The sequence below is a fragment of the Flavobacterium riviphilum genome, assembly GCF_055231795.1.
This window is the reverse complement of sequence record NZ_JBUYSY010000015.1, coordinates 36085-58183: the sequence shown is the minus strand read 5'-3', so window position 1 is coordinate 58183 and position 22099 is coordinate 36085. Positions and strand designations below refer to the sequence as shown.

The window sequence follows — 22099 nt, the reverse complement described above, 5'->3', positions numbered from 1 at the left end:
AAACTCATTCCAAAAACACAAAAGACCACTCCTTCACTTCAACCCACAAAAAAAGCCTCGAATTACTTCGAGGCTTTCATTTTGGGTGGCTGACCGGGTTCGAACCGGCGACCCGCGGCACCACAAACCGCTACTCTAACCAGCTGAGCTACAACCACCATTTTTGCTTAGCGGTTGCAAATATAGGACAAATGTTCGCTTTCGCAAAGGTTTTTTTAAAAAAAATTGAAAAAAATTACATCAAATCACTTAAACTATTGACAGCCAAATACCTTTCAACCGTAAATCCTTCGGCATGATCTAATCCTGTCAATCGTCCGAGGTCGCGAGAACGGTAATTCAAGCTTTCCAAGAAGTTCTTACTCGATATTGGCGACTCGGGTTCTTTGGAATTGGGATCATAAAACTGCGACTTATAGGCTAAAATTGCAGCCGTTTTCTGTTCCACATAGCCTGTAATATCCACTACAAAATCAGGAACTATGTTTTTCCATTGAATGTAATGATACACTACTTTGGGGCGCCACGCTTTTTGCAACTCCCCCTCTACACTCGTTTCAATACGCATCAATCCCGACAAAAAACAAGCATCCGAAACCAATTGACTCCCTTTGGGATGATCGATATGGCGGTCATCAACGGCATTACACAGCACAATATCGGGTTGATATTTGCGAATCATTTTTATGATTTCGAGTTGGTGTGCTTCATCATTCACAAAAAAGCCATCTCTAAACTGTAAATTTTCGCGTACTGCTACTCCTAATATACGGGCAGCATTAGCCGCTTCTTCATCTCTTATCTCAGCCGAACCACGTGTACCTAACTCCCCTCTTGTCAAATCTACGATGCCTACTTTTTTTCCTAAAGCGACTTCCTTTAAAATAGTGCCTGCACAGCCTAACTCTACGTCGTCTGGATGGGCACCAAAGGCTAATATATCTAATTTCATATTTTGCTTGATTTCTTATATTCTATTATTTACTATTCTTTGTTTTCAAGTTGTGATCAACCGCAACCCTAGGAAACTAAAGCAACTAGTTTTCAAAAATCAAATGACTCTAAACCCTTTTGCTCTTATTTTCAACTACCCAAATAAAACCCGCTTCATGGTCATGGATTTATTCACACTTTCTTCCCATTCTCTCTCTGGTTCACTTTCTTTGGTCACTCCACATCCCATATAAAGATAAACGTTGACCTGAGAGGAAGTATCGTCTTTTTTTACTTGCATGCATCTCAAATTCACAAAAAAGTGAGATTTTGGCTTGTTTTCATAATCCCCCCTGATATTCAATTCGCCCATGTAACCAGTATAATAACTACGATCATACCCTTCATACTGGAAAATAAAAGTTCTGGCTGTGTCTTTTGGCAATCCACACACAGCAGGAGTTGGGTGCAAGGCCGTTACTATATCTTGTAAAGAAGCCGAACGCTTGAGTGTGCCCTCAATATCCGTTTTAATATGCAATAAATTACCCGCTTGTACGGTGTACGGACTAGACACTACTACTTCTGAAGTAAAAGGTTTGACACATTCTAAAATAGAATCGGTTACAAACTGCTGTTCTTTTTGTTCTTTTTCAGGCCAAAGGACACTACGCTTGTTAGGCACATAAGGCTGTGTACCGGCCAAAGCAGTAGTACAAAATTGCTTCGAATTGGCTTTGACCAATCGCTCAGGCGAAGCGCCCATCCACAATCCAATTTTGGGATGATACCAACAATAGGTGAATGCATTGGGATACAATGCCAGTAGTTTTTCAAAAGTTTCAATGCAATCCAATGCCTCTAGGACCACTTTTTCTCTTCTAGAAAGCACCACTTTATCAAACAAACCTTCCTCTATACTCTGTATTCCATTTCGAACCAAATTTTCAAAACCAACTTTATCTGAATCGTTTTGCACAATTTCTGGTATCGTATCGAGGGTAACCTCTACAGTAGGTATAATCGTTTCCCACCTTGATGACTCATTAACAGGAATTAATATTTTTTGATTTCCATCAAAAGGAGCAAAAACAAATCCTCTTTCTTTGAAGGTCTCCACCAAAAAAAGATGATCATTTTTTTGAAAAAAACCTATCAGTTTGCTTTTGTTCGGTTTGTGGTAGATTACAAAAGGCAAATCCAAAGCCAATTGTTGCTTTACTTTAATGAAAAAATCAATCATACACTTCACATTTAAGAGATCCTTATTGTTTGTTTTTAGTCAAAACCATGTTAGTCAATTTACATAACGAGATTAGATTTCCTGATTCGTCCGTTATCTTAATTTCCCATAAGTGCAATGTTTTCCCTTTATGAATTATTCTAGCCGTTCCAAAAACCACACCTTCTCTCACACTTTTCAAATGATTGGCCGATATTTCAATACCTCTAACTTCTTGTTCTTTAGCATTTATAAAAAAATGAGAGGCCGCACTGCCTACACTTTCGGCCAAAGCAACGGTAGCTCCGCCATGCAAAATACCCATAGGTTGATGCACGGCTGCATTCACGGGCATCTTGGCTACAAGAAAATCTTCGCCGGCATCGATGTATTCAATATTTAAGGTTTCCATTAAAGTGTTCTTTGAAAACGCATTGCAAAATTGAAGAATTTTCTCTCTATCTAATGACATAACAATAATTTTAAGCTCGAAAAATACGCATTTGATAGGATATTCCCAAAACAAAATGCCGTACCTAACCATAACCGTTCCTTTGAAAAAGCCAATTCAAACAAGTTGCATCTCCTTTGAAAAGCACCTTTTTCAACCACAAAAAAAACATAAAAGCAAAAAAGGATTCCAAATGAATAGCCCATAAAGATACAACATCTCTAATAAAAAAAACTACATCTCTTTCTTTCTCTTTTATTTACATTCTTTAAAAAGTAAAAGAAAAGGCCAAACACTAGACAGTTTCCCGCACAAAATGCAATCGTACACTATAAAAACTTATAGTATACTACTACCCTTTGTGTCAACTATCGAAAATCGGAAATTATCCCTAATTATTTTCTATTTTTACGACAAATTAATAGCTGATGCGACTCTTTTTTTTTCCATTACTAACACTTTTGATAGTTTTAAACTATTCCTGCCGAGCTGATTTTGAAACCGTAGCTAGTACGGGCGATTTAAAATTCTCGAAGGACACTGTGTATTTGGACACAGTATTCTCCAACATTGGCTCGAGTACGTACCAACTCAAAGTATACAACAACAGCAAGAAAGACATTCACATCCCTAAAATTCAATTCGCCAAAGGACTCCTTTCCAAGTATCGAATGACTGTTGATGGCCTGCAAGGCGAGCAAGGAAAAATCTTTAACAATGTAACACTTCTTGCCAAAGACAGCTTGTATATTTTTATAGAAACTACAGCCAATATTGCCGATGCCAACCCAACCGATTTTTTATACACCGATCAAATCCAGTTTGACAGCGGTCCCAATTTGCAAACCGTTGAACTCGTTACACTTATTCAAGATGCCGTGTTTCTATATCCCAAACGCTTTGCAGATGGCACCACCGAAACGCTACCGATTGGCAATGAAAAAATATACGGTTTTTACCTCGACGAAAACGATCCTATCAACGGTAATGAATTGCATTTTACCAAAACAAAACCCTATGTTATTTATGGCTATGCCGCAGTTCCAAGTGGCAAAACAGCCATGTTTGACGCCGGTGCGAGAGTACATTTTCATGCCAACTCTGGTTTAATTGTTTCAAACAAAGCCAGTCTTCAAATCAACGGAACCACTTCTACAAGTTCCAAAATGGAAAATGAAGTGATTTTTGAAGGAGACCGTTTAGAGCCGGGGTTTTCTGACTTGCCTGGACAATGGGGAGCACTTTGGCTTTCTAATGGTAGCACCAATAATAGCATCAATCATCTAACAATTAAGAATGCTACTATAGGCATTTTGATTCAAAACAATGACGGAACTACTGTACAACTAAAAAATTCCCAAATTTACAATTCCAGCAACTACGGACTTCTAGCTCAAACGGGAAAAATTGTAGCCGAAAATCTAGTAATAAACAACGCTGGCATTTCTAGTTTAGCCTGTCTATATGGTGGCGATTACCGTTTTACCCATTCAACTTTCAACAACAATTGGAATAGTTCCTCTCAAACTTCAGTTTTGGTAAGCAATTATCTTACAGGGGCACAACCTGAATCCAAAGATTTAACTCAAGCTACCTTTAATAATTGTATCATTTACGGATCTTATGCCAATGAATTGATCCTAAAACAAAAAAATACTTCGCTTTTTAATTACCAATTGAATTCTTGTTTACTAAAATTCAACAATACTAACAATACCTTTAGTAAAGACCCTTTGTATCAGTTTGAAACGGATGCTACACATTACACAGGAATAATTTTGAATAAAGACCCGAAATTTTATAAAACAAATCGCAACCAACTCAACATAGATAACACTTCGGCTGCATTTGGCAAAGGAAATTCTAGTTATTTAATTCCACTAGATATTTTAGGAACAAGCAGAACCTCGCCACCAGATTTGGGTGCCTACCAAAACAAAGCTTTTCCAAAATAAAATGCATTTTAAATTCGAATTTTCCCAAAAGTGTGTGGTTCGATTCAGAAAACAAACTGAGTGTTAACAACATTTAAAAAGACTTTTGATTGAGATTTGCTCTATCTATTTTTTAGATTAAATTTGCACCGCAATACAACAAACACGACAACAATGATTCATTTCTTTGAAAACCAAAATAACACTGTTTTTGCCGTACAAACGCAGAATACATTGAGCGAAGTCGAAATGTCGGCTCAAGACATCTCAAAACTCAACTGGCTATTTGCTGATGCCACTAAAATAGAAAAATCCGTCTTGTCGGATTTTTTTGTTGGTCCTCGCGCCACTATGATTACGCCTTGGAGCACCAATGCTGTAGAAATTACTCAGAATATGGGTATTTCTGGCATCATCAGAATCGAGGAATTTCAACGTGTTACCGAAGATTTTTCGGATTTTGACCCTATGCTTTCGCAAAAATTCAGCGAGCTCAACCAAGATATTTTTACTATCAATATCCAACCAGAACCTATTTTGGAAATCGATGATATTGAAGCCTATAACCAATCCGAAGGATTAGCCTTAAGTCCAGAAGAAGTGGAGTATCTTTCTAATTTAGCCACTAAATTAGGTAGAAAATTAACCGACTCCGAAATTTTTGCCTTCTCGCAAGCGAATTCAGAGCACTGTCGTCACAAAATTTTCAACGGAACTTTTGTAATTGATGGCGAAGAAAAACCGACTTCTCTTTTCAAATTAATTAAAAAAACGTCAGAAACGAATCCAAACGATATTGTTTCTGCTTATAAAGATAATGTGGCTTTTGTAAAAGGACCAAAAGTGACACAATTTGCACCAAAAAGTGCCGACAAACCTGATTTTTACGAAGAAAAAGAATTTGACGCCGTACTTTCCTTAAAAGCCGAAACCCACAACTTCCCAACTACTGTGGAGCCTTTCAACGGAGCTGCAACAGGTTCTGGAGGAGAAATTCGTGACCGTTTAGCTGGTGGACAAGGTTCGTTGCCTCTAGCTGGTACAGCGGTTTATATGACTGCCTATTCTCGATTAACCTCCTTCGACTCCGCTCAGGATGACAGACCATGGGAAAATGGAATGGCCGAAAGACCTTGGTTGTACCAAACACCAATGGATATTTTGATTAAAGCATCTAATGGAGCGTCTGATTTTGGAAACAAATTTGGACAACCATTGATTACCGGTTCTGTTTTGACTTTCGAACACGAAGAAAACAACCGTAAAATTGGTTATGACAAAGTTATCATGCAAGCGGGTGGAATTGGTTACGGAAAATTAGACCAAGCGATTAAAAAGAAACCTACCGCTGGCGATAAAATCGTTATTTTGGGTGGAGAAAACTATAGAATTGGAATGGGTGGCGCTGCGGTTTCATCAGCCGATACAGGTGCTTTTGGCTCTGGGATTGAATTAAACGCTATCCAACGTTCTAATCCTGAAATGCAAAAACGTGCCGCGAATGCCATTCGTGGACTAGTAGAAAGTGACCACAATCCTATCGTATCCATTCACGATCACGGTGCAGGTGGACATCTAAACTGTCTTTCGGAATTAGTGGAAGAAACTGGTGGATTGATCGACTTGGATAAATTACCAGTGGGTGACCCAACGCTTTCTGCTAAAGAAATCATTGGTAACGAATCACAAGAGCGTATGGGATTGGTGATTGGCGAAAAAGATATGGACACCTTACAACGTATTGCTGACAGAGAACGCTCTCCAATGTATCAAGTAGGTGACGTAACGAACGACCATCGTTTCACCTTCGAATCCAAAACTACAGGTGTTAAACCTATGGATTATGCTTTGGAAGATTTCTTTGGAAGTTCTCCAAAAACGATAATGACCGACAAAAAAGTAGCTGTAAATTACACAGAACTAAATTATACTACTGAAAATATACCGAACTATCTTAATCAAGTACTGCAATTAGAGGCTGTAGCTTGTAAAGACTGGTTAACGAATAAAGTAGACCGTTGTGTGGGAGGTCGCGTGGCCAAACAACAATGTGCTGGTCCATTGCAATTACCACTAAACAATGTGGGAGTTATGGCTTTGGATTTTAAAGGGAAAGAAGGAATTGCTACTACTGTAGGTCACTCGCCAGTAGCTTCGCTGGTTGATCCTGTAGCGGGAACAAGAACCGCGATTGCAGAAGCACTTTCAAATATTGTTTGGGCTCCTTTAAAAGACGGTTTACAATCGGTTTCTTTATCGGCGAACTGGATGTGGGCTTGTAAAAACGAAGGCGAAGATGCTCGTTTGTACGAAGCAGTGCAAGCGTGTTCTGATTTTGCCATCGAATTAGGAATCAATATCCCAACGGGTAAAGATTCACTTTCTATGAAACAAAAATATCCTAACGACGAGGTTATTGCTCCAGGAACAGTGATTATTTCGGCGGCAGGAAATTGTACCAATATTACCAAAGTTGTTGAACCTGTTTTACAACACAACGGTGGCAACATTTACTATTTGAACTTATCTCAAGATAGCTTCAAATTGGGAGGTTCATCCTTTGCACAAATTTTGAATAAAGTTGGTACCGATGTACCAAGCATTACCGATGCAGCCTATTTTAAAACAGCATTCAATACCTTACAAGACGCTATCAAAAACCGCCAAATCAAAGCGGGTCACGACGTAGGCAGCGGTGGTTTGATTACTACTTTGTTAGAGCTTTCGTTTGCCCAAGTAGACTTAGGTGCTACGTATGACTTGAGCGTTCTTGGTGAAGCCGATACCGTAAAAACATTATTCAATGAAAACATTGCTGTGGTTTTCCAAGCCGATGCAGCCATTGAAGCCCTTTTTGCCGCTCAAAATATTGAAATTTTCAAAATTGGAACCGTTACCGAAGGAGATTTGGTGACCATCCAAAACAATGCAGATACGTTTACTTTTAAAGTAAATGAAACAAGAGATACTTGGTTTAAAACGTCTTATTTATTAGACGCAAAGCAATCTCGTAACGGAATGGCTGAAGCACGTTATGCGAACTACAAAAACCAACCGTTAGACTATCAATTCCCAGCGCATTTTGACGGAAAGAAAGCTACCATTGACACTAGTAAACCTAGGCCAAAAGCAGCTATTATTCGTGAAAAAGGAAGTAATTCCGAGCGTGAAATGGCCAACGCAATGTACTTGGCTGGTTTTGATGTGAAAGATGTACATATGACCGATTTGATTTCGGGACGTGAGACCTTGGAAGACATTCAGTTTATTGGTGCTGTGGGTGGTTTCTCTAACTCGGATGTTTTAGGCTCTGCCAAAGGTTGGGCAGGTGCTTTCTTGTACAACGAAAAAGCCAATACTGCATTGAAAAACTTCTTCAAACGTGAAGATACTTTATCTGTGGGGATTTGCAACGGTTGTCAGTTATGGATGGAATTAGAATTAATCAATCCAGAACACAAAGTACACGGAAAAATGCACCACAATACTTCGAACAAACACGAGAGTATCTTTACCTCTGTAAAAGTGCAAAAAAACAACTCGGTGATGCTTTCTAGCTTAGAAGGAGCTACACTTGGTGTTTGGGTGTCGCATGGTGAAGGAAAATTCCATTTACCAGAACAAGAAGCGAATTACAACATCGTAGCAAAATACGGTTACGAAGGCTATCCCTCTAACCCAAATGGTTCCGATTACAACACGGCCATGATGTGCGACACAACAGGTCGTCACTTGGTGATGATGCCACATATTGAACGCTCTATTTTCCCTTGGAACTGGGCATATTACCCGGACAACGTTCAAAAAGACGAAGTTTCGCCTTGGTTAGAAGCTTTTGTCAATGCTAGAAAATGGATTGAAAAACGATAATTTTTTTATTCTCAACAAAAAGCTCATTCCTAACAGAATGAGCTTTTTTTATAAATTTAAGTTTGAAAGGCTTACAATATCGATAGTCAAACTTAATTTTCTTTAAATAGTTACACCTAAACAACTCTAATTGAAATTAAAAAAAGGTTTTAGAATTAAATTCACAAGAATTTCTTTTTAATTGTAGCGAAAAGAATGTAATTTTATGAAATCGATTTCGTTGAATCTCAAAACATTATATATTTACAACCTAATTATTTCAATAAAACCCTTATTAAATAAAACTTTTTCAATTAATTTGTTGAAATTTCAAAACATATTTTATGGTAAATATCACTCGTCTCTTTGATTTTCCTTACTATCAATTAGAAAAATTCAATTCTATACCGGATGCCTTAGTTACCAAACAAAATGGTACATGGATTAAAACTTCAACCGAAGAATATATAAAAAAATCCAATACCATTTCTAGAGCTTTGCTTCGACTGGGTATTAAAAAAGATGACAAGATAGCTATTATCTCCTCTAACAACAGAACTGAATGGCATATCATGGATATTGGTATTTTACAGACAGGAGCACAAACAGTTCCTATTTACCCTACCATTGGAGAGGAAGACTATCAATACATTTTAAACCATTCCGAGTCTTTATACTGCTTTGTATCGGATATCGAAGTGTACAAAAAAGTCAAAAGTATTCAAGCGAATGTTCCTACTTTAAAAAAAATATACTCTTTCAATGAAATTGAAGGCTGTGAAAATTGGGCAACTTTACTAGAATTAGGTGCTGACACCTCCAATCAAACAGATGTTGAAACCTGCAAAGCAAACGTAAAGGCTGAAGATTTAGCGACTATTATCTATACTTCAGGTACAACCGGGCAACCAAAAGGGGTCATGTTATCGCACCACAACATCGTTTCAAATGTTATTAGTAGTGCACCTAGAATCCCTTTTGAAGCTGGAAAAAAAACTGCTTTAAGTTTCTTGCCTATTTGCCACATTTTTGAAAGAATGATTTTGTACTTGTACCAATACTATGGTGTATCGGTATATTTTGGTGAATCGATTGAAAAAATTAGTGATAACATCAAAGAAGTACAACCTAATCTAATCACTGCAGTTCCGCGTTTATTAGAAAAAGTATATGATAAAATTTATGCCAAAGGAGCAGAATTAAAAGGTATAAAAAGAGCCCTTTTCTTTTGGGCCATCAACCTTGGTTTGCATTATGCCCCATATGGAGCTAATGGCCCTTGGTATGAATTTCAATTAAAAATTGCTAGAAAACTAATTTTCAGTAAATGGAAAGAAGGATTAGGTGGCAAACTTGATCTTATGGTTTCGGGTAGTGCTGCACTCCAACATAGATTGTGTCGCGTTTTTGCTGCCGCAGAAATTCCTGTAATGGAAGGCTATGGTTTAACAGAAACTTCACCTGTAATTGCTGTTAACGACATGAGAAATCGAGGTTTCAAAGTAGGAAGTGTTGGTAAGTTAATTGATGGCGTAGAAGTAAAAATTGCCGAAGATGGAGAAATTCTTTGCAAAGGCCCAAATGTTATGATGGGCTACTACAAAGACCCAGAAAAAACTGCCGAAGTTTTAGTTGACGGATATTTTCACACTGGAGACATCGGAAACATAGATAGTGAAGGCTTCCTTACTATTACTGACCGTAAAAAAGAAATGTTTAAAACTTCGGGGGGGAAATACATTGCTCCCCAAATCATCGAAAACAAAATGAAACAATCGCGTTTCATAGAACAAATTATGGTAATTGGGGATGGAGAGAAAATGCCAGGAGCCTTCATTCAACCAAGTTTTGAATTCATCAAAGAATGGGAAAAACTACACGGCATTGAAGTAGGTAAAACTAACGATGAAATTATTTCTCACCCAAAAGTTATAGCTCGAATCCAAGAAGAAGTTGATCGATTGAATAGCAGTTTTGGAAATTGGGAAAAAATCAAACGTTTTGAACTCACTCCTGATGTATGGTCTATTGATGGAGGACATCTCACTCCTACTCTAAAATTAAGAAGGAAGATTATTAGAGAAAAATATCAGGCATTGTATGATAAAATTTACGGTGCTTCTGCTTAACAAACACTAAAAAACACTCAACGGCTGTCTATTATTTGACAGCCGTTTTTTTTATAAATTAACCAATCAATTTTAAGTATTTATTTAAGCGAAAATTCACCTACTAATTGATGCTCTTTCTATTGTATTTAGATCAAATTGAATAATTGATCCTGCAAATTCAACCTCATCAAACGTAATGCATAGAATTTTTTTTTGATGAATCGCTTTCAACATCATTCAACAACAATCTAAAAAAAACTGTATCGTCAATGTATTGAATTTGTTCCTAGCAAAAAAACCAAAGCCTTTCTATAGGTATCATTTAGGAACTTACTTTTTTAAATTTTAATCAAGTATTAGTACAATTAAAGACTTTCATACTCCAATGCTGATGCTCTTAAAATTCTGAAAATTTATCTTAAAAACACTCTTTATCACGCTATACTTTTTATTCATTTAAAATTGCAAAAGCAAACAAAAAAACACATATTTTATAGAAAACTAGATACTTGATAAGCATTTAAGAAACAAAAATGTAAGTCGATAAAGGAATCATCTTTTAGACATTAACATAAAAAAATCTCAAAATAATATGCGTGCATAGTATTTTTTATATATATTTGAAATCGATATAGTTGAATATGAAAGATAAAACAATTGACTACGTACTAAGAGCAACATGGCAAGCTGTGGCTAGAATGTATAACGAAGAAGCTGCCAAGTATGACGCAACTATGGCAACAGGATTTGCCTTGTTAAGCATTGAAAAAGAGGATGGAACTCCATCTACTGCTTTGGGGCCAAGAATGGGTATGGAAGCAACAAGTTTAACAAGAACTTTAAAATCCATGGAAGAAAAAGGACTTATTGAAAGAAAAAAAAATCCTGAAGATGGAAGGGGTGTTTTACTCTACCTTACTCCGTTTGGCAAAGAAAAAAGAGAGCTATCTAAAAATACCGTTTTGAAATTTAACGAAACCGTTAGACAACATATTTCCGAAGAAAAACTTCAACACTTTTATGAAGTAGCCGAAGTAATCAATGAACTTATTTTGGAAAAAGCGATTTTCAATGAATTTGAAAATAACATCCATGAAAATTTACCCTAAAACAATAGAACATCAGATTGGTTAGTCTGAAACTAACAAAAATTAAAAACGAACTTATGAAACGCACAATTAAAAAAGTAGCAGTAATCGGATCTGGAATTATGGGTTCTGGAATTGCTTGCCATTTTGCCAACATTGGTGTTGAAGTCTTACTTTTGGACATCGTCCCAAGAGAATTGACAGACGCTGAAGTCAAAAAAGGATTAACTCTCGAGAGTAAAATCGTGAGAAACCGATTGGTAAATGATAGTTTAGCTACCGCTTTAAAATCAAAACCCTCCCCTATTTACAATCAAAAATTTGCCAACCGTATTACTACTGGTAACACTACCGATGATATGGCCAAAATTGCAGGGGTTGATTGGATTATCGAAGTGGTTGTTGAGCGTTTAGACATCAAAAAATTGGTTTTTGAACAAATTGAAAAATTCAGAAAACCAGGTACTTTGGTAACCTCAAACACTTCTGGTATTCCAATTCATTTTATGAGCGAAGGCCGCAGCGAAGATTTCCAAAAACACTTCTGTGGTACACACTTTTTTAACCCTGCGCGTTACTTAAAATTATTCGAAATCATTCCTGGCCCACAAACTTCAACAGAAGTTCTTGATTTCTTAACTAGATATGGCGAAAAATTCTTAGGGAAAACATCGGTTGTAGCCAAAGATACTCCAGCTTTTATCGGAAACAGAATTGGAATCTACGGAATCCAAAGTTTGTTTCACTTGGTAAAAGAATTAGGTTTAACTATTGAAGAAGTCGATAAATTGACAGGACCAGTTATTGGTCGTCCAAAATCGGCTACCTTCAGAACGGTTGACGTTGTTGGTTTGGATACCTTAGTACACGTAGCCAACGGAATTTACGAAAACTGCCCAACTGATGAGCAACATGTGTTGTTCAAACTACCAGATTTCGTCAACAAAATGATAGAAAATAAATGGTTGGGTAGCAAAACAGGTCAAGGTTTCTACAAAAAAGAAGGCAAAGAAATTTTATCATTAGACTTAGAGACTTTAGAATATCGTGCTGCTAAAAAAGCTTCTTTTGCCACTTTGGAATTGACCAAAACTATTGATAAACCCATCAATAGATTTAAAGTTTTAGTAAAAGGAAAAGACAAAGCGGGCGAATTCTACAGAAAAAGTTTCGCTGGAATGTTTGCTTATGTTTCTAATAGAATTCCTGAAATATCAGATGAATTATACAAAATTGACGACGCTATGAAAGCTGGTTTTGGATGGGAAAATGGACCATTCGAAATTTGGGATGCAATAGGTGTTCAAAATGGAATTGAAATCATGAAAGCTGAAGGTTTAGCACCTGCGGCTTGGGTTACCGAAATGATTGCTTCTGGAAATACTAGTTTTTATACTGTAAAAGAAGGCGCTACTTATTTCTATAATATTCCAACCAAATCACAAACTAAAGTGCCTGGTCAGGATGCATTCATCATCTTGAACAACATCCGTGAAACCAAAAAAGTATGGAGCAACAGTGGCGCCATTATTCAAGATTTAGGAGATGGTATCTTAAACCTAGAATTCCAATCTAAAATGAATACTATTGGTGGCGATGTATTGCAAGGCATCAACAAAGCCATTGATCTAGCCGAAAAAGAATACCAAGGTTTAGTCATTGGAAATCAAGCAGCAAACTTTTCTGTTGGAGCTAATATTGGAATGATCTTCATGATGGCTGTAGAACAAGAATACGACGAATTGAACATGGCTATCAAAATGTTTCAAGATACTATGATGCGTGTACGTTACTCTGGAATTCCAGTAGTAGTGGCACCGCACGGTATGACATTAGGTGGTGGTTGCGAAATGACACTTCATGCTGATAAAGTAGTGGCTGCAGCTGAATCATACATTGGTTTAGTAGAATTTGGTGTAGGTGTGATTCCAGGTGGTGGTGGATCAAAAGAAATGGCGTTGAGAGCGTCTGATTTGTTCCGTAAAAACGACGTAGAATTGAATGTACTCCAAGAATATTTCTTAACAGTAGCTATGGCCAAAGTATCTACATCTGCTTATGAAGCTTTCGATTTGGGTATTTTACAACATGGTAAAGACATAGTGGTTGTCAACAAAGATCGCCAGATTGCTGAAGCTAAAAAACACGCCTTATTGATGGCCGAAGCTGGTTACACGCAACCTATCCGCAGAAAAGATGTAAAAGTATTAGGAAAACAAGCCTTAGGAATGTTCTTGGTAGGAACAGATCAAATGAAAGCGGCGAATTATATCTCTGAACACGACAAGAAAATTGCCAACAAATTAGCCTATGTAATGGCTGGTGGAGATTTATCTGAATCGACCTTAGTATCTGAACAATACCTATTGGATATCGAAAGAGAAGCTTTCTTATCACTTTGTACCGAAAGAAAGACATTGGAGAGAATTCAATATATGTTAACTAAAGGGAAACCACTTCGTAATTAGAAAATAGAAAAAAGAGAATAGAATATAGATGTAAGACAAAAGTCTATTTTCTATTCTCTATGTTCTCGACTCTTAAAAATAAAAATATGAAAACAGCATATATAGTAAAAGCTTATCGTACTGCCGTAGGAAAAGCACCAAAGGGAGTTTTTAGATTCAAACGCCCTGATGAATTAGCAGCAGAAACCATTCAGTATATGATGAATGAGTTGCCTGATTTTGACAAAACCCGTATTGATGACGTAATGGTTGGAAATGCTATGCCAGAAGCTGAGCAAGGTCTAAATGTCGGACGTTTGATTTCTTTAATGGGATTAAAAGTGAATGATGTACCAGGTGTAACCGTAAACAGATACTGTGCCTCTGGATTAGAAACTATAGGAATGGCAACAGCCAAAATTCAATCTGGAATGGCACATTGCATCATTGCAGGTGGAGCTGAAAGTATGAGTTATATTCCAATGGGAGGTTACAAACCAACACCAGATTACAAAGTGGCTGCAGCTGGTCACGAAGATTACTATTGGGGAATGGGATTGACTTCTGAAGCGGTAGCAAAACAATTCAATATTTCGAGAGAAGATCAAGATGAGTTTGCTTTTCAATCGCACAACAAAGCCTTGAAAGCACAAGCTGAAGGAAAATTTGATAGCCAAATTGTTCCGATTACTGTTGAGCAAACTTTTATCAATGAAAATGGTAAAAAAGAAACCAAATCGTATGTAGTCACTAAAGATGAAGGTCCTAGAGCTGGTACTTCATTGGAAGCCTTGGCAGGATTACGTCCTGTTTTTGCTGCCGATGGAAGTGTAACCGCAGGTAACTCCTCGCAAATGAGTGATGGTGCAGCTTTCGTTTTAGTAATGAGCGAAGAAATGGTAAAAGAATTAAACATTCAACCTATTGCCCGTTTGGTAAACTTTGCTTCTGCAGGGGTTGAACCAAGAATTATGGGAATTGGTCCAGTAAAAGCGATTCCAAAAGCCTTAAAACAAGCAGGATTAACACTAAATGACATCGATTTGATTGAGTTGAATGAAGCATTTGCTTCTCAAGCTTTAGCAGTAACTAGAGAACTCAACTTAAATCCTGACATCATCAACGTAAACGGAGGAGCAATTGCTTTAGGTCACCCTCTAGGTTGTACAGGTGCTAAACTTTCGGTTCAATTATTTGACGAAATGAAACGTAGAGGTAACAAATACGGAATTGTTTCTATGTGCGTAGGTACAGGCCAAGGAAGTGCGGGGATTTTTGAGTTAATCTAGAAGAATAAAGAGAATAGAACATAGAATATAGATTTAAACGGAGAAAGATGCGCCATAATTATAAGAATTTAAAAATTTGGCAACTTGGAATAGCAATCGCAAATGATGTTTCGGATATACTTTTAGATTTTCCAAAACACGAAAGATATGATTTGAGTTCTCAAATAAGTCGCTGTTCTGTTTCAATGCCAAGTAATATTGCTGAAGGTTCTTCAAGGACAGATAAATCATTCAGCCATTTTTTAGATCTCTCTCTAGGTTCATCATTCGAACTTATTACTCAATTATTGATTGCATCGCACAGAAATTATATAGACGAAAAACAATTTAACCAATTAGAAATTAAAATAGAAGAATTTCAAAGAATGACAATGGGGTTTCAAAATGGACTGAAATAAAAGTCTATTTTCTTTATTCTATTTTCTATCATCTAAAAAATAAAAAACTATGAACAATAAAACAAGAGGTGGTCAATTCATCGTAAAAGAAACCAAATGCGAAGACATCTTCACCCCAGAAGATTTTAACGAAGAGCAATTAATGATGCGCGACTCTGTAAAAGAGTTTGTAGACAAAGAATTATGGCCTCATAAAAATCGTTTTGAGAAAAAAGACTACGCCTACACTGAAGAGTGCATGAAAAAGGCTGGAGATCTAGGATTTTTAAGTGTTGCAGTTCCTGAAAATTATGGTGGAATGGGTATGGGATTTGTCAACACTGTATTAGTATGTGATTATATTTCTGGTGCCACAGGATCTTTTTCAACGGCTTTTGGTGCACATACTGGTATTGGTACCATGCCAATTACCTTGTATGGTACTGAGGAACAAAAATTAAAATATGTGCCAAAATTAGCTTCAGGCGAATGGTTTGGTGCCTATTGTTTAACCGAACCAGGAGCAGGATCGGATGCCAACTCAGGAAAAACCAAAGCAGTATTATCTGAAGATGGTACTCACTATAAGATCACTGGACAAAAAATGTGGATTTCTAATGCAGGATTTTGTTCTCTTTTCATTGTTTTCGCTAGAATTGAAGATGATAAAAACATTACAGGTTTCATTGTAGAAAACGATCCTTCTAACGGAATTACAATGAATGATGAGGAACACAAATTAGGTATTCGCGCCTCATCAACACGTCAAGTGTTTTTTAACGAAACCAAAGTTCCAGTAGAAAACATGCTTTCTGAACGAGGAAATGGCTTCAAAATTGCCATGAATGCCCTAAATGTTGGACGTATCAAACTTGCTGCAGCATGTTTAGATGCTCAAAGAAGAGTTATCTCTGGTAGTGTAAACTATGCTAATGAAAGAATGCAATTCAACACTCCAATTGCACAATTTGGAGCAATCAGATCAAAATTAGCTGAAATGGCAACTTCTTGCTATGCTGGAGAAAGTGCAACGTATAGAGCTGCCAAAGACATTGAAGATAGAATCATTGAAAGAGAATCTAATGGAGCTTCACATCAAGAATCCGAATTAAAAGGCGTTGAAGAATATGCTATTGAGTGTTCTATCTTGAAAGTAGCCGTTTCTGAAGACATTCAAAATTGTTCTGATGAAGGTATCCAAATTTTTGGGGGTATGGGATTCTCTGAGGATACTCCTATGGAAAGTGCTTGGAGAGATGCGCGTATTGCACGTATTTACGAAGGCACCAACGAAATTAACAGAATGTTATCAGTAGGTATGTTGATCAAAAAAGCAATGAAAGGTCACGTTGATTTGCTTGGACCAGCCTCTGAAGTACAAGCTGAATTAATGGGTATTCCTTCATTTGACGTACCTGATTATTCTGAATTATTTGCCGAAGAAAAAGAAATGCTTGGCAAATTGAAGAAAGCTTTCTTAATGGTTGCTGGTGGTGCCGTTCAAAAATACGGTCCTGATTTAGAAGGGCACCAACAATTGTTAATGAATGCTGCAGATATTCTGATTGAAATCTATATGGCAGAAAGTACCATTTTAAGAACCGAAAAATTAGCCAAATCCAAAGGTGAAGCTGCAGTTAAAGAACAAATTGCTATGGCGCAATTGTATTTATACAAAGCTGTAGATACCGTTTTCCTAAAAGGTAAAGAAGGTATTGTATCTTTTGCCGAAGGCGATGAACAACGCATGATGTTAATGGGACTTCGTCGTTATACGAAATACAACAACATGCCAAATGTGGTTGGTTTAAGAGAAATTATAGCCTCCAAACTAGTAGCTGAAAACGCTTACTGTTTCTAATATTTTTTTTTAGTTTTTATTTGTTTAAAAAAGTCGGCTTGTGTGGTACAAGTCGGCTTTTTTTAATCAAAAAAATGCCTGTTACTTCAACTTAGATAATGTTCGAAAACAAAGATAAAAACTAATCAAAGTGAGTAGTGATGCTAGGAAAAAAGGAGCACCCGGAAGAAAAACTGGGCTATTTTTTGCAGTGGCATATGCAAATAGATTGGTCATAATCAAGGGACCAAATACACCACACAAACTCATTAAACTGGTTAAGGCTCCTTGCAACTCGCCTTGTTCATTAGCAGGCACTTGATTCGATATCACTCCTTGAATACTAGGCCCAGCAATACCACCAAGACAATAAGGAATCAAAAATAAAAACAGCATCCAACTTGAAGTTGCACAACCAAACAACAGCAATCCAAGCGCCGAAAAACTCATACCTAAATAAATTGCTTTTACTTGACCAAGACGTGGAATTAATTTTCGGATTAAAAAACCCTGAACAAAGGCAACCAATACCCCAACCACTGCCAAAGAATAGCCTACCGTTTCAGCGGTCCAGCCAAATTGAAACATTGTATAAAACGACCAATTGGACTGTACTGCATGTGATGCGATAAAGGTCAGAACTAAAGAAGTAACCAAACTCGAAATAATGGGATATTTTTTAAGTTTTAAAAGTGAACCAATAGGATTAGCGCGTTTCCATTCAAAAGGACGACGATGAGCTTTGCTAAGTGATTCTGGCAAAATAAAAAAACCATACAAAACATTAAGCAAGGTTAAACCCGCTGCTATTAAAAAAGGGACATGAGTACCCCACTTACTGCTAATCCCTCCAATAACTGGACCTATGATAAATCCTAGTCCAAAGGCAGCTCCAATAAGTCCAAAGTTTTGGGCGCGTTTTTCAGGTGTGCTTATGTCAGCAATGTAGGCAGTTGCCGTACTAAAACTTGCTCCCATGATACCAGCTATTATTCTTCCCACAAAAAGCCAAATAATAGAGGGCGCATAAGCATGTAAGATATAATCTAAACCCAATCCAAACAAAGACAACAACAATATAGGTCTTCGACCGTATTTATCGCTTAACCCTCCTAAAATAGGAGAAAACAAAAACTGCATAATGGCAAAGGAAAACACCAACCATCCTCCATATTTGGACGCTTCATTTACATCAAGCCCTGTAAGATCTTCTATTAATTTAGGAACAATCGGAATAATGATACCTAATCCAATTACGTCTACCAAAACGGTTATGAAAATAAAAAACAAAGCTTTGTTAGATGCGGTCAACATTTGTAATTGGAATAAGAAAACCCGTTAAAATCCTGGTCTGTATTTATTTATATTCTTGAAATTTCTACTTATAAAATCAAAAGCAGCATTCATAACGCCTCCCATCGATTTAGCATTTTTAAAATTAATATCATGAGTATAGTCAAAAATCCCCATTTTGAGTTGATTTACGTGTTCAATAGGAGCAATTGGATCGTTTGACATAATTTGAACCAATCGTTTGATGCGATTTTCATAAGATTTTATTCTTTTGGCCATAGCCGAACGTTCTTCATACTTGTACTGCTCGATGGAACTTTCTTGTAATTTGTCTTTTACCAATTTTACCATTGGATAGTTTTCTTTAAAAAACTGAGGACGATACACTTTAAAATTTCCTTCGTAGGTTTGTTGATCAAAATCGATGGCACGAATTCGATACACTACTTGATCAAAATCGTGTGTAGGTACTATCACATAGTTATAAGCTCGCATATCACCCAACAAACGAATCATACAGCGTTCATTAAACTTAACAAATTCCTTAGCAATTTGCGCTTTGGCCGTTTCAGAACAATCTTTCAACAACGACTTCATAAAAACATCACCTGGAATCCCCATTATATGTTCTTCTACAAGCGTATCACCATACACCAAAAAATTTATTTTATCTGGAGACAAAATATGCTCAAATTCCAACCCATAAACCCTTGATGCATCTGCTTTTTTTACATAAAAATGAGTGTAATTATCATTAAGAATGTTTCTTACTTTTACTCGAAAAGGTTTGGAATTCCCAAAAGTACAATAGTCAATAGAATCAATATTGAGGTACTTAATAATATTAGTATTTCCATCTGAATGCAATAAGGAATAGATTTTCATTAAAGTTAAATCTATTTCCGCTCTTTCAAATTCGTTATAATATACTCGAATCCAAAGGGTATCATTATCATTTTTATCAAATACGTTGATTGCTCCAGAAAAGCGCAACAAGTCGTCATAAGAAATAGGCACTTTGGATATTCGTTCAAATCGTTCCAAATATTCCATTAAAGGCTTATTAATTGGGTAAGTAGGTTTTTTAAAAACCATTAATGGCTCACTCATAGGTATTTTTTTTGCAAATTTAAGTGTTTTTAAGGCTAAATATGCATTTAATTTACCTTATACACATGCTTCACTACTTCATAAATTAAAATTCTAATGGATTATTTCTATTTCAATAAATGTAGACCATATCCTTACTTTATACTACTTGAAACCTCAAAAATAGAGATATTAAAAAATTATTGATTTTATATTTTTAACAAAGAATAATAAGAATTTATAACAAAAAAATGAATAAAAACAACACTTAACTAATTGACAACAAAGTAATAACAAAATTTTAACAACACCGCTTTAACTTTATTCTCATCTTTGCAGTGTAATAAACTGGTTATTTATTATTTGGTTTTGGTTAGTTATAAAAATGCCGATGTCTTTGGATGTCGGCATTTTTTGTTAGGCTTCATTTAGAAAGGAAAGCACTGCGGTGTTAAAGGCCAAGGGTTGCTCAACATTCACCACATGACCACATTTTTCTATAACAAAAAGCTTTGAAGAGCGATAGTGATTTTCGACTACTTTTCGAACCGAAGGCAAAAACATATAATCTTCTTCTCCCATGATGTAAAGTGTTGGGATATTCAATTCTACTTGTCGGAACCACTTCAGCACAGGATTGATTTCGGCTGTGAGTTTAAACCATTTTATAAATTCTTTTTGGTATAATTTCTTAGCTTCATTGATAAACAATACTCTCGACTGCTTATGACTTTTCTTGGGCATAATCACGAAAGCAAAAAAGCGATATAATACCAAATAAGGCAATACATATTTGAAGGCATTACCCAAACGCATTAAAATTTGAGAACGGAAATTCATTTTCAAAATGGCACCTCCCAAAATCATACTTTGCACTTTTTGAGGATACATTTCTGCCAATTGACGAATCAAAATTGTACCTAATGAAATACCTACAAAATGAGAACGTTCAATTTTCAAATGCTCTAAAACTTCCACAATATCATTAGCCAAAGCCGAAAAAGTATATTTCTGTGTAAAAGCCGATTTCAGGGTTGGTTTAGATTCTCCATGCCCTCTGAGGTCCAAAAGCAAAACATTGTACTGTTTTTGAAAATCTCGAATTTGCTTAAACCATATCGACGAGCTTCCTCCTGCACCATGGACAAAAGTTACCCATTGTGTACTTGTTTCATTCTTGTAGATAGTATAATTAAGCATTCGTTAGTTTTTTTTGTAAAAATAGAATAATAATTTTAAAAGCCAATTCAATGTATTGAAATTAGCAAATCAAATACAAATTACTAACTAACAACAACTTAAACATTCAAAACTAACTCTTGTCTTAATTCTTTAAAATAAGAAAGCGCCTTCAACAATCGGCTGCCGTGCCAAGAGAAATACTCGCCATCAACTAAACGTATTTTGGCGTTTGGAAAAAAGGAAATGAATTCGGATAAATCATCATTCTTAAAAGGATAAGGTTCCGAAGAAAGCAACACCAAATCAACAGCATCAAATCGGGTTGACGAATCAACAGCAATTTTCGGATAACGGGATTGCGTTCCGAAAAAATTATCGAATCGATTCAAATGTAACAACTCGTTTATAAAAGTACCAGATCCTGCCACCATATAAGGCTTTTTCCATATAAAATAGGCTACTTTTTGAACAGGAATGGTTGCAATAAAAGTCGTAAAATCAGCCAAGGCCAAATGGATACTTTCATTCAAAATTTTGGCTTCGGCAGTTGTATCGAAAAGCAATCCAAAATCGGTAATCATTTGTAAATTATCTGCAATCGTAGCTACATTGGTCACCCAAACTGGCGCAATTGCAGAAAGTTCTTGCACCATTTCTAGTGTATTTTCTTCTTTGTTGCAGATAATGATATCAGGTTGTAAGGCTTTGATTTTATCAAAATGAACCTGTTTGGTTCCTCCTACTATTTTCTTGGTTTTAAAAAAATGCTTTGGATGCACACAAAACTTGGTAATTCCAACAATTTGGTCTTCTAATCCTAAATCAAACAACAACTCTGTTTGTGAAGGAACCAACGAAACAATTCGACGAGGTGTCGATCCAAAAAAATGAGAAGTACCGATTTGATCTGTTAGTTGTTTCATATTGTTTGAATTTAACTGCAAAAAAATTAACCACAAAGAGCACAAAGATTTACACAAAGTCCACAAAGAAA

Annotated in this window: 15 protein-coding genes and 1 tRNA gene; 8 read left to right on the top strand and 8 right to left on the bottom strand. The window is 36.4% G+C overall.

The window, feature by feature from the left end; translation table 11 throughout:
* Positions 1–84: 84 nt before the first annotated feature.
* The 4 genes from ACZIX2_RS12135 to ACZIX2_RS12120 all read right to left on the bottom strand — a co-directional run bounded on the left by ACZIX2_RS12135 (position 85) and on the right by ACZIX2_RS12120 (position 2627).
* A tRNA-His gene (locus ACZIX2_RS12135) sits at positions 85–158 on the bottom strand.
* A gap of 77 nt (positions 159–235) precedes the next feature.
* On the bottom strand, positions 236–952 hold the full coding sequence (gene bshB1, locus ACZIX2_RS12130) for a bacillithiol biosynthesis deacetylase BshB1 (protein ID WP_463340357.1): 717 nt from the start codon (positions 950–952) through the stop codon (positions 236–238).
* Between the two features lie 135 nt (positions 953–1087).
* Positions 1088–2176, bottom strand: coding sequence for an isochorismate synthase (locus ACZIX2_RS12125; protein ID WP_463340356.1), 1089 nt, complete (start codon positions 2174–2176; stop codon positions 1088–1090).
* A 22-nt stretch (positions 2177–2198) separates the two neighbouring features.
* Positions 2199–2627 (bottom strand): PaaI family thioesterase, encoded by a 429-nt coding sequence (locus ACZIX2_RS12120; RefSeq protein WP_463340355.1) that lies wholly within the window; start codon positions 2625–2627, stop codon positions 2199–2201.
* Between the two features lie 407 nt (positions 2628–3034).
* Between ACZIX2_RS12120 and ACZIX2_RS12115 the strand changes: the two genes are divergently transcribed.
* From ACZIX2_RS12115 to ACZIX2_RS12080, 8 genes are all read left to right on the top strand, one after another.
* Positions 3035–4561, top strand: coding sequence for a hypothetical protein (locus tag ACZIX2_RS12115; RefSeq protein WP_463340354.1), 1527 nt, complete (start codon positions 3035–3037; stop codon positions 4559–4561).
* Positions 4562–4714: 153 nt separating this feature from the next.
* Positions 4715–8410: a phosphoribosylformylglycinamidine synthase gene (gene purL, locus ACZIX2_RS12110; RefSeq protein ID WP_463340353.1), complete on the top strand. Its 3696-nt coding sequence runs from the start codon at positions 4715–4717 to the stop codon at positions 8408–8410.
* Positions 8411–8733: 323 nt separating this feature from the next.
* Positions 8734–10518 (top strand): AMP-dependent synthetase/ligase, encoded by a 1785-nt coding sequence (locus ACZIX2_RS12105; protein WP_463340352.1) that lies wholly within the window; start codon positions 8734–8736, stop codon positions 10516–10518.
* Positions 10519–11141: 623 nt separating this feature from the next.
* Positions 11142–11609: a MarR family winged helix-turn-helix transcriptional regulator gene (locus ACZIX2_RS12100; protein WP_463340351.1), complete on the top strand. Its 468-nt coding sequence runs from the start codon at positions 11142–11144 to the stop codon at positions 11607–11609.
* A 56-nt stretch (positions 11610–11665) separates the two neighbouring features.
* Positions 11666–14056 (top strand): 3-hydroxyacyl-CoA dehydrogenase NAD-binding domain-containing protein, encoded by a 2391-nt coding sequence (locus ACZIX2_RS12095; protein WP_463340350.1) that lies wholly within the window; start codon positions 11666–11668, stop codon positions 14054–14056.
* 86 nt (positions 14057–14142) lie between these two features.
* Positions 14143–15324, top strand: coding sequence for an acetyl-CoA C-acyltransferase (locus ACZIX2_RS12090; RefSeq protein WP_463340349.1), 1182 nt, complete (start codon positions 14143–14145; stop codon positions 15322–15324).
* Between the two features lie 47 nt (positions 15325–15371).
* On the top strand, positions 15372–15722 hold the full coding sequence (locus ACZIX2_RS12085; RefSeq protein WP_463340348.1) for a four helix bundle protein: 351 nt from the start codon (positions 15372–15374) through the stop codon (positions 15720–15722).
* Positions 15723–15771: 49 nt separating this feature from the next.
* On the top strand, positions 15772–17562 hold the full coding sequence (locus tag ACZIX2_RS12080) for an acyl-CoA dehydrogenase family protein (protein WP_463340347.1): 1791 nt from the start codon (positions 15772–15774) through the stop codon (positions 17560–17562).
* Positions 17563–17643: 81 nt separating this feature from the next.
* Here ACZIX2_RS12080 and ACZIX2_RS12075 read toward each other — a convergent pair whose 3' ends face one another.
* From ACZIX2_RS12075 to ACZIX2_RS12060, 4 genes are all read right to left on the bottom strand, one after another.
* Complete coding sequence (locus ACZIX2_RS12075) at positions 17644–18855, bottom strand: TCR/Tet family MFS transporter (RefSeq protein ID WP_463340346.1); 1212 nt, start codon at positions 18853–18855, stop codon at positions 17644–17646.
* Between the two features lie 24 nt (positions 18856–18879).
* A complete protein-coding gene (locus ACZIX2_RS12070; protein ID WP_463340345.1) occupies positions 18880–19944 on the bottom strand; it encodes a hypothetical protein in 1065 nt (354 codons plus the stop codon).
* 396 nt (positions 19945–20340) lie between these two features.
* Complete coding sequence (locus ACZIX2_RS12065) at positions 20341–21123, bottom strand: alpha/beta fold hydrolase (RefSeq protein WP_463340344.1); 783 nt, start codon at positions 21121–21123, stop codon at positions 20341–20343.
* Between the two features lie 98 nt (positions 21124–21221).
* Complete coding sequence (locus tag ACZIX2_RS12060) at positions 21222–22028, bottom strand: ABC transporter substrate-binding protein (RefSeq protein ID WP_463340343.1); 807 nt, start codon at positions 22026–22028, stop codon at positions 21222–21224.
* Positions 22029–22099: the final 71 nt, after the last annotated feature.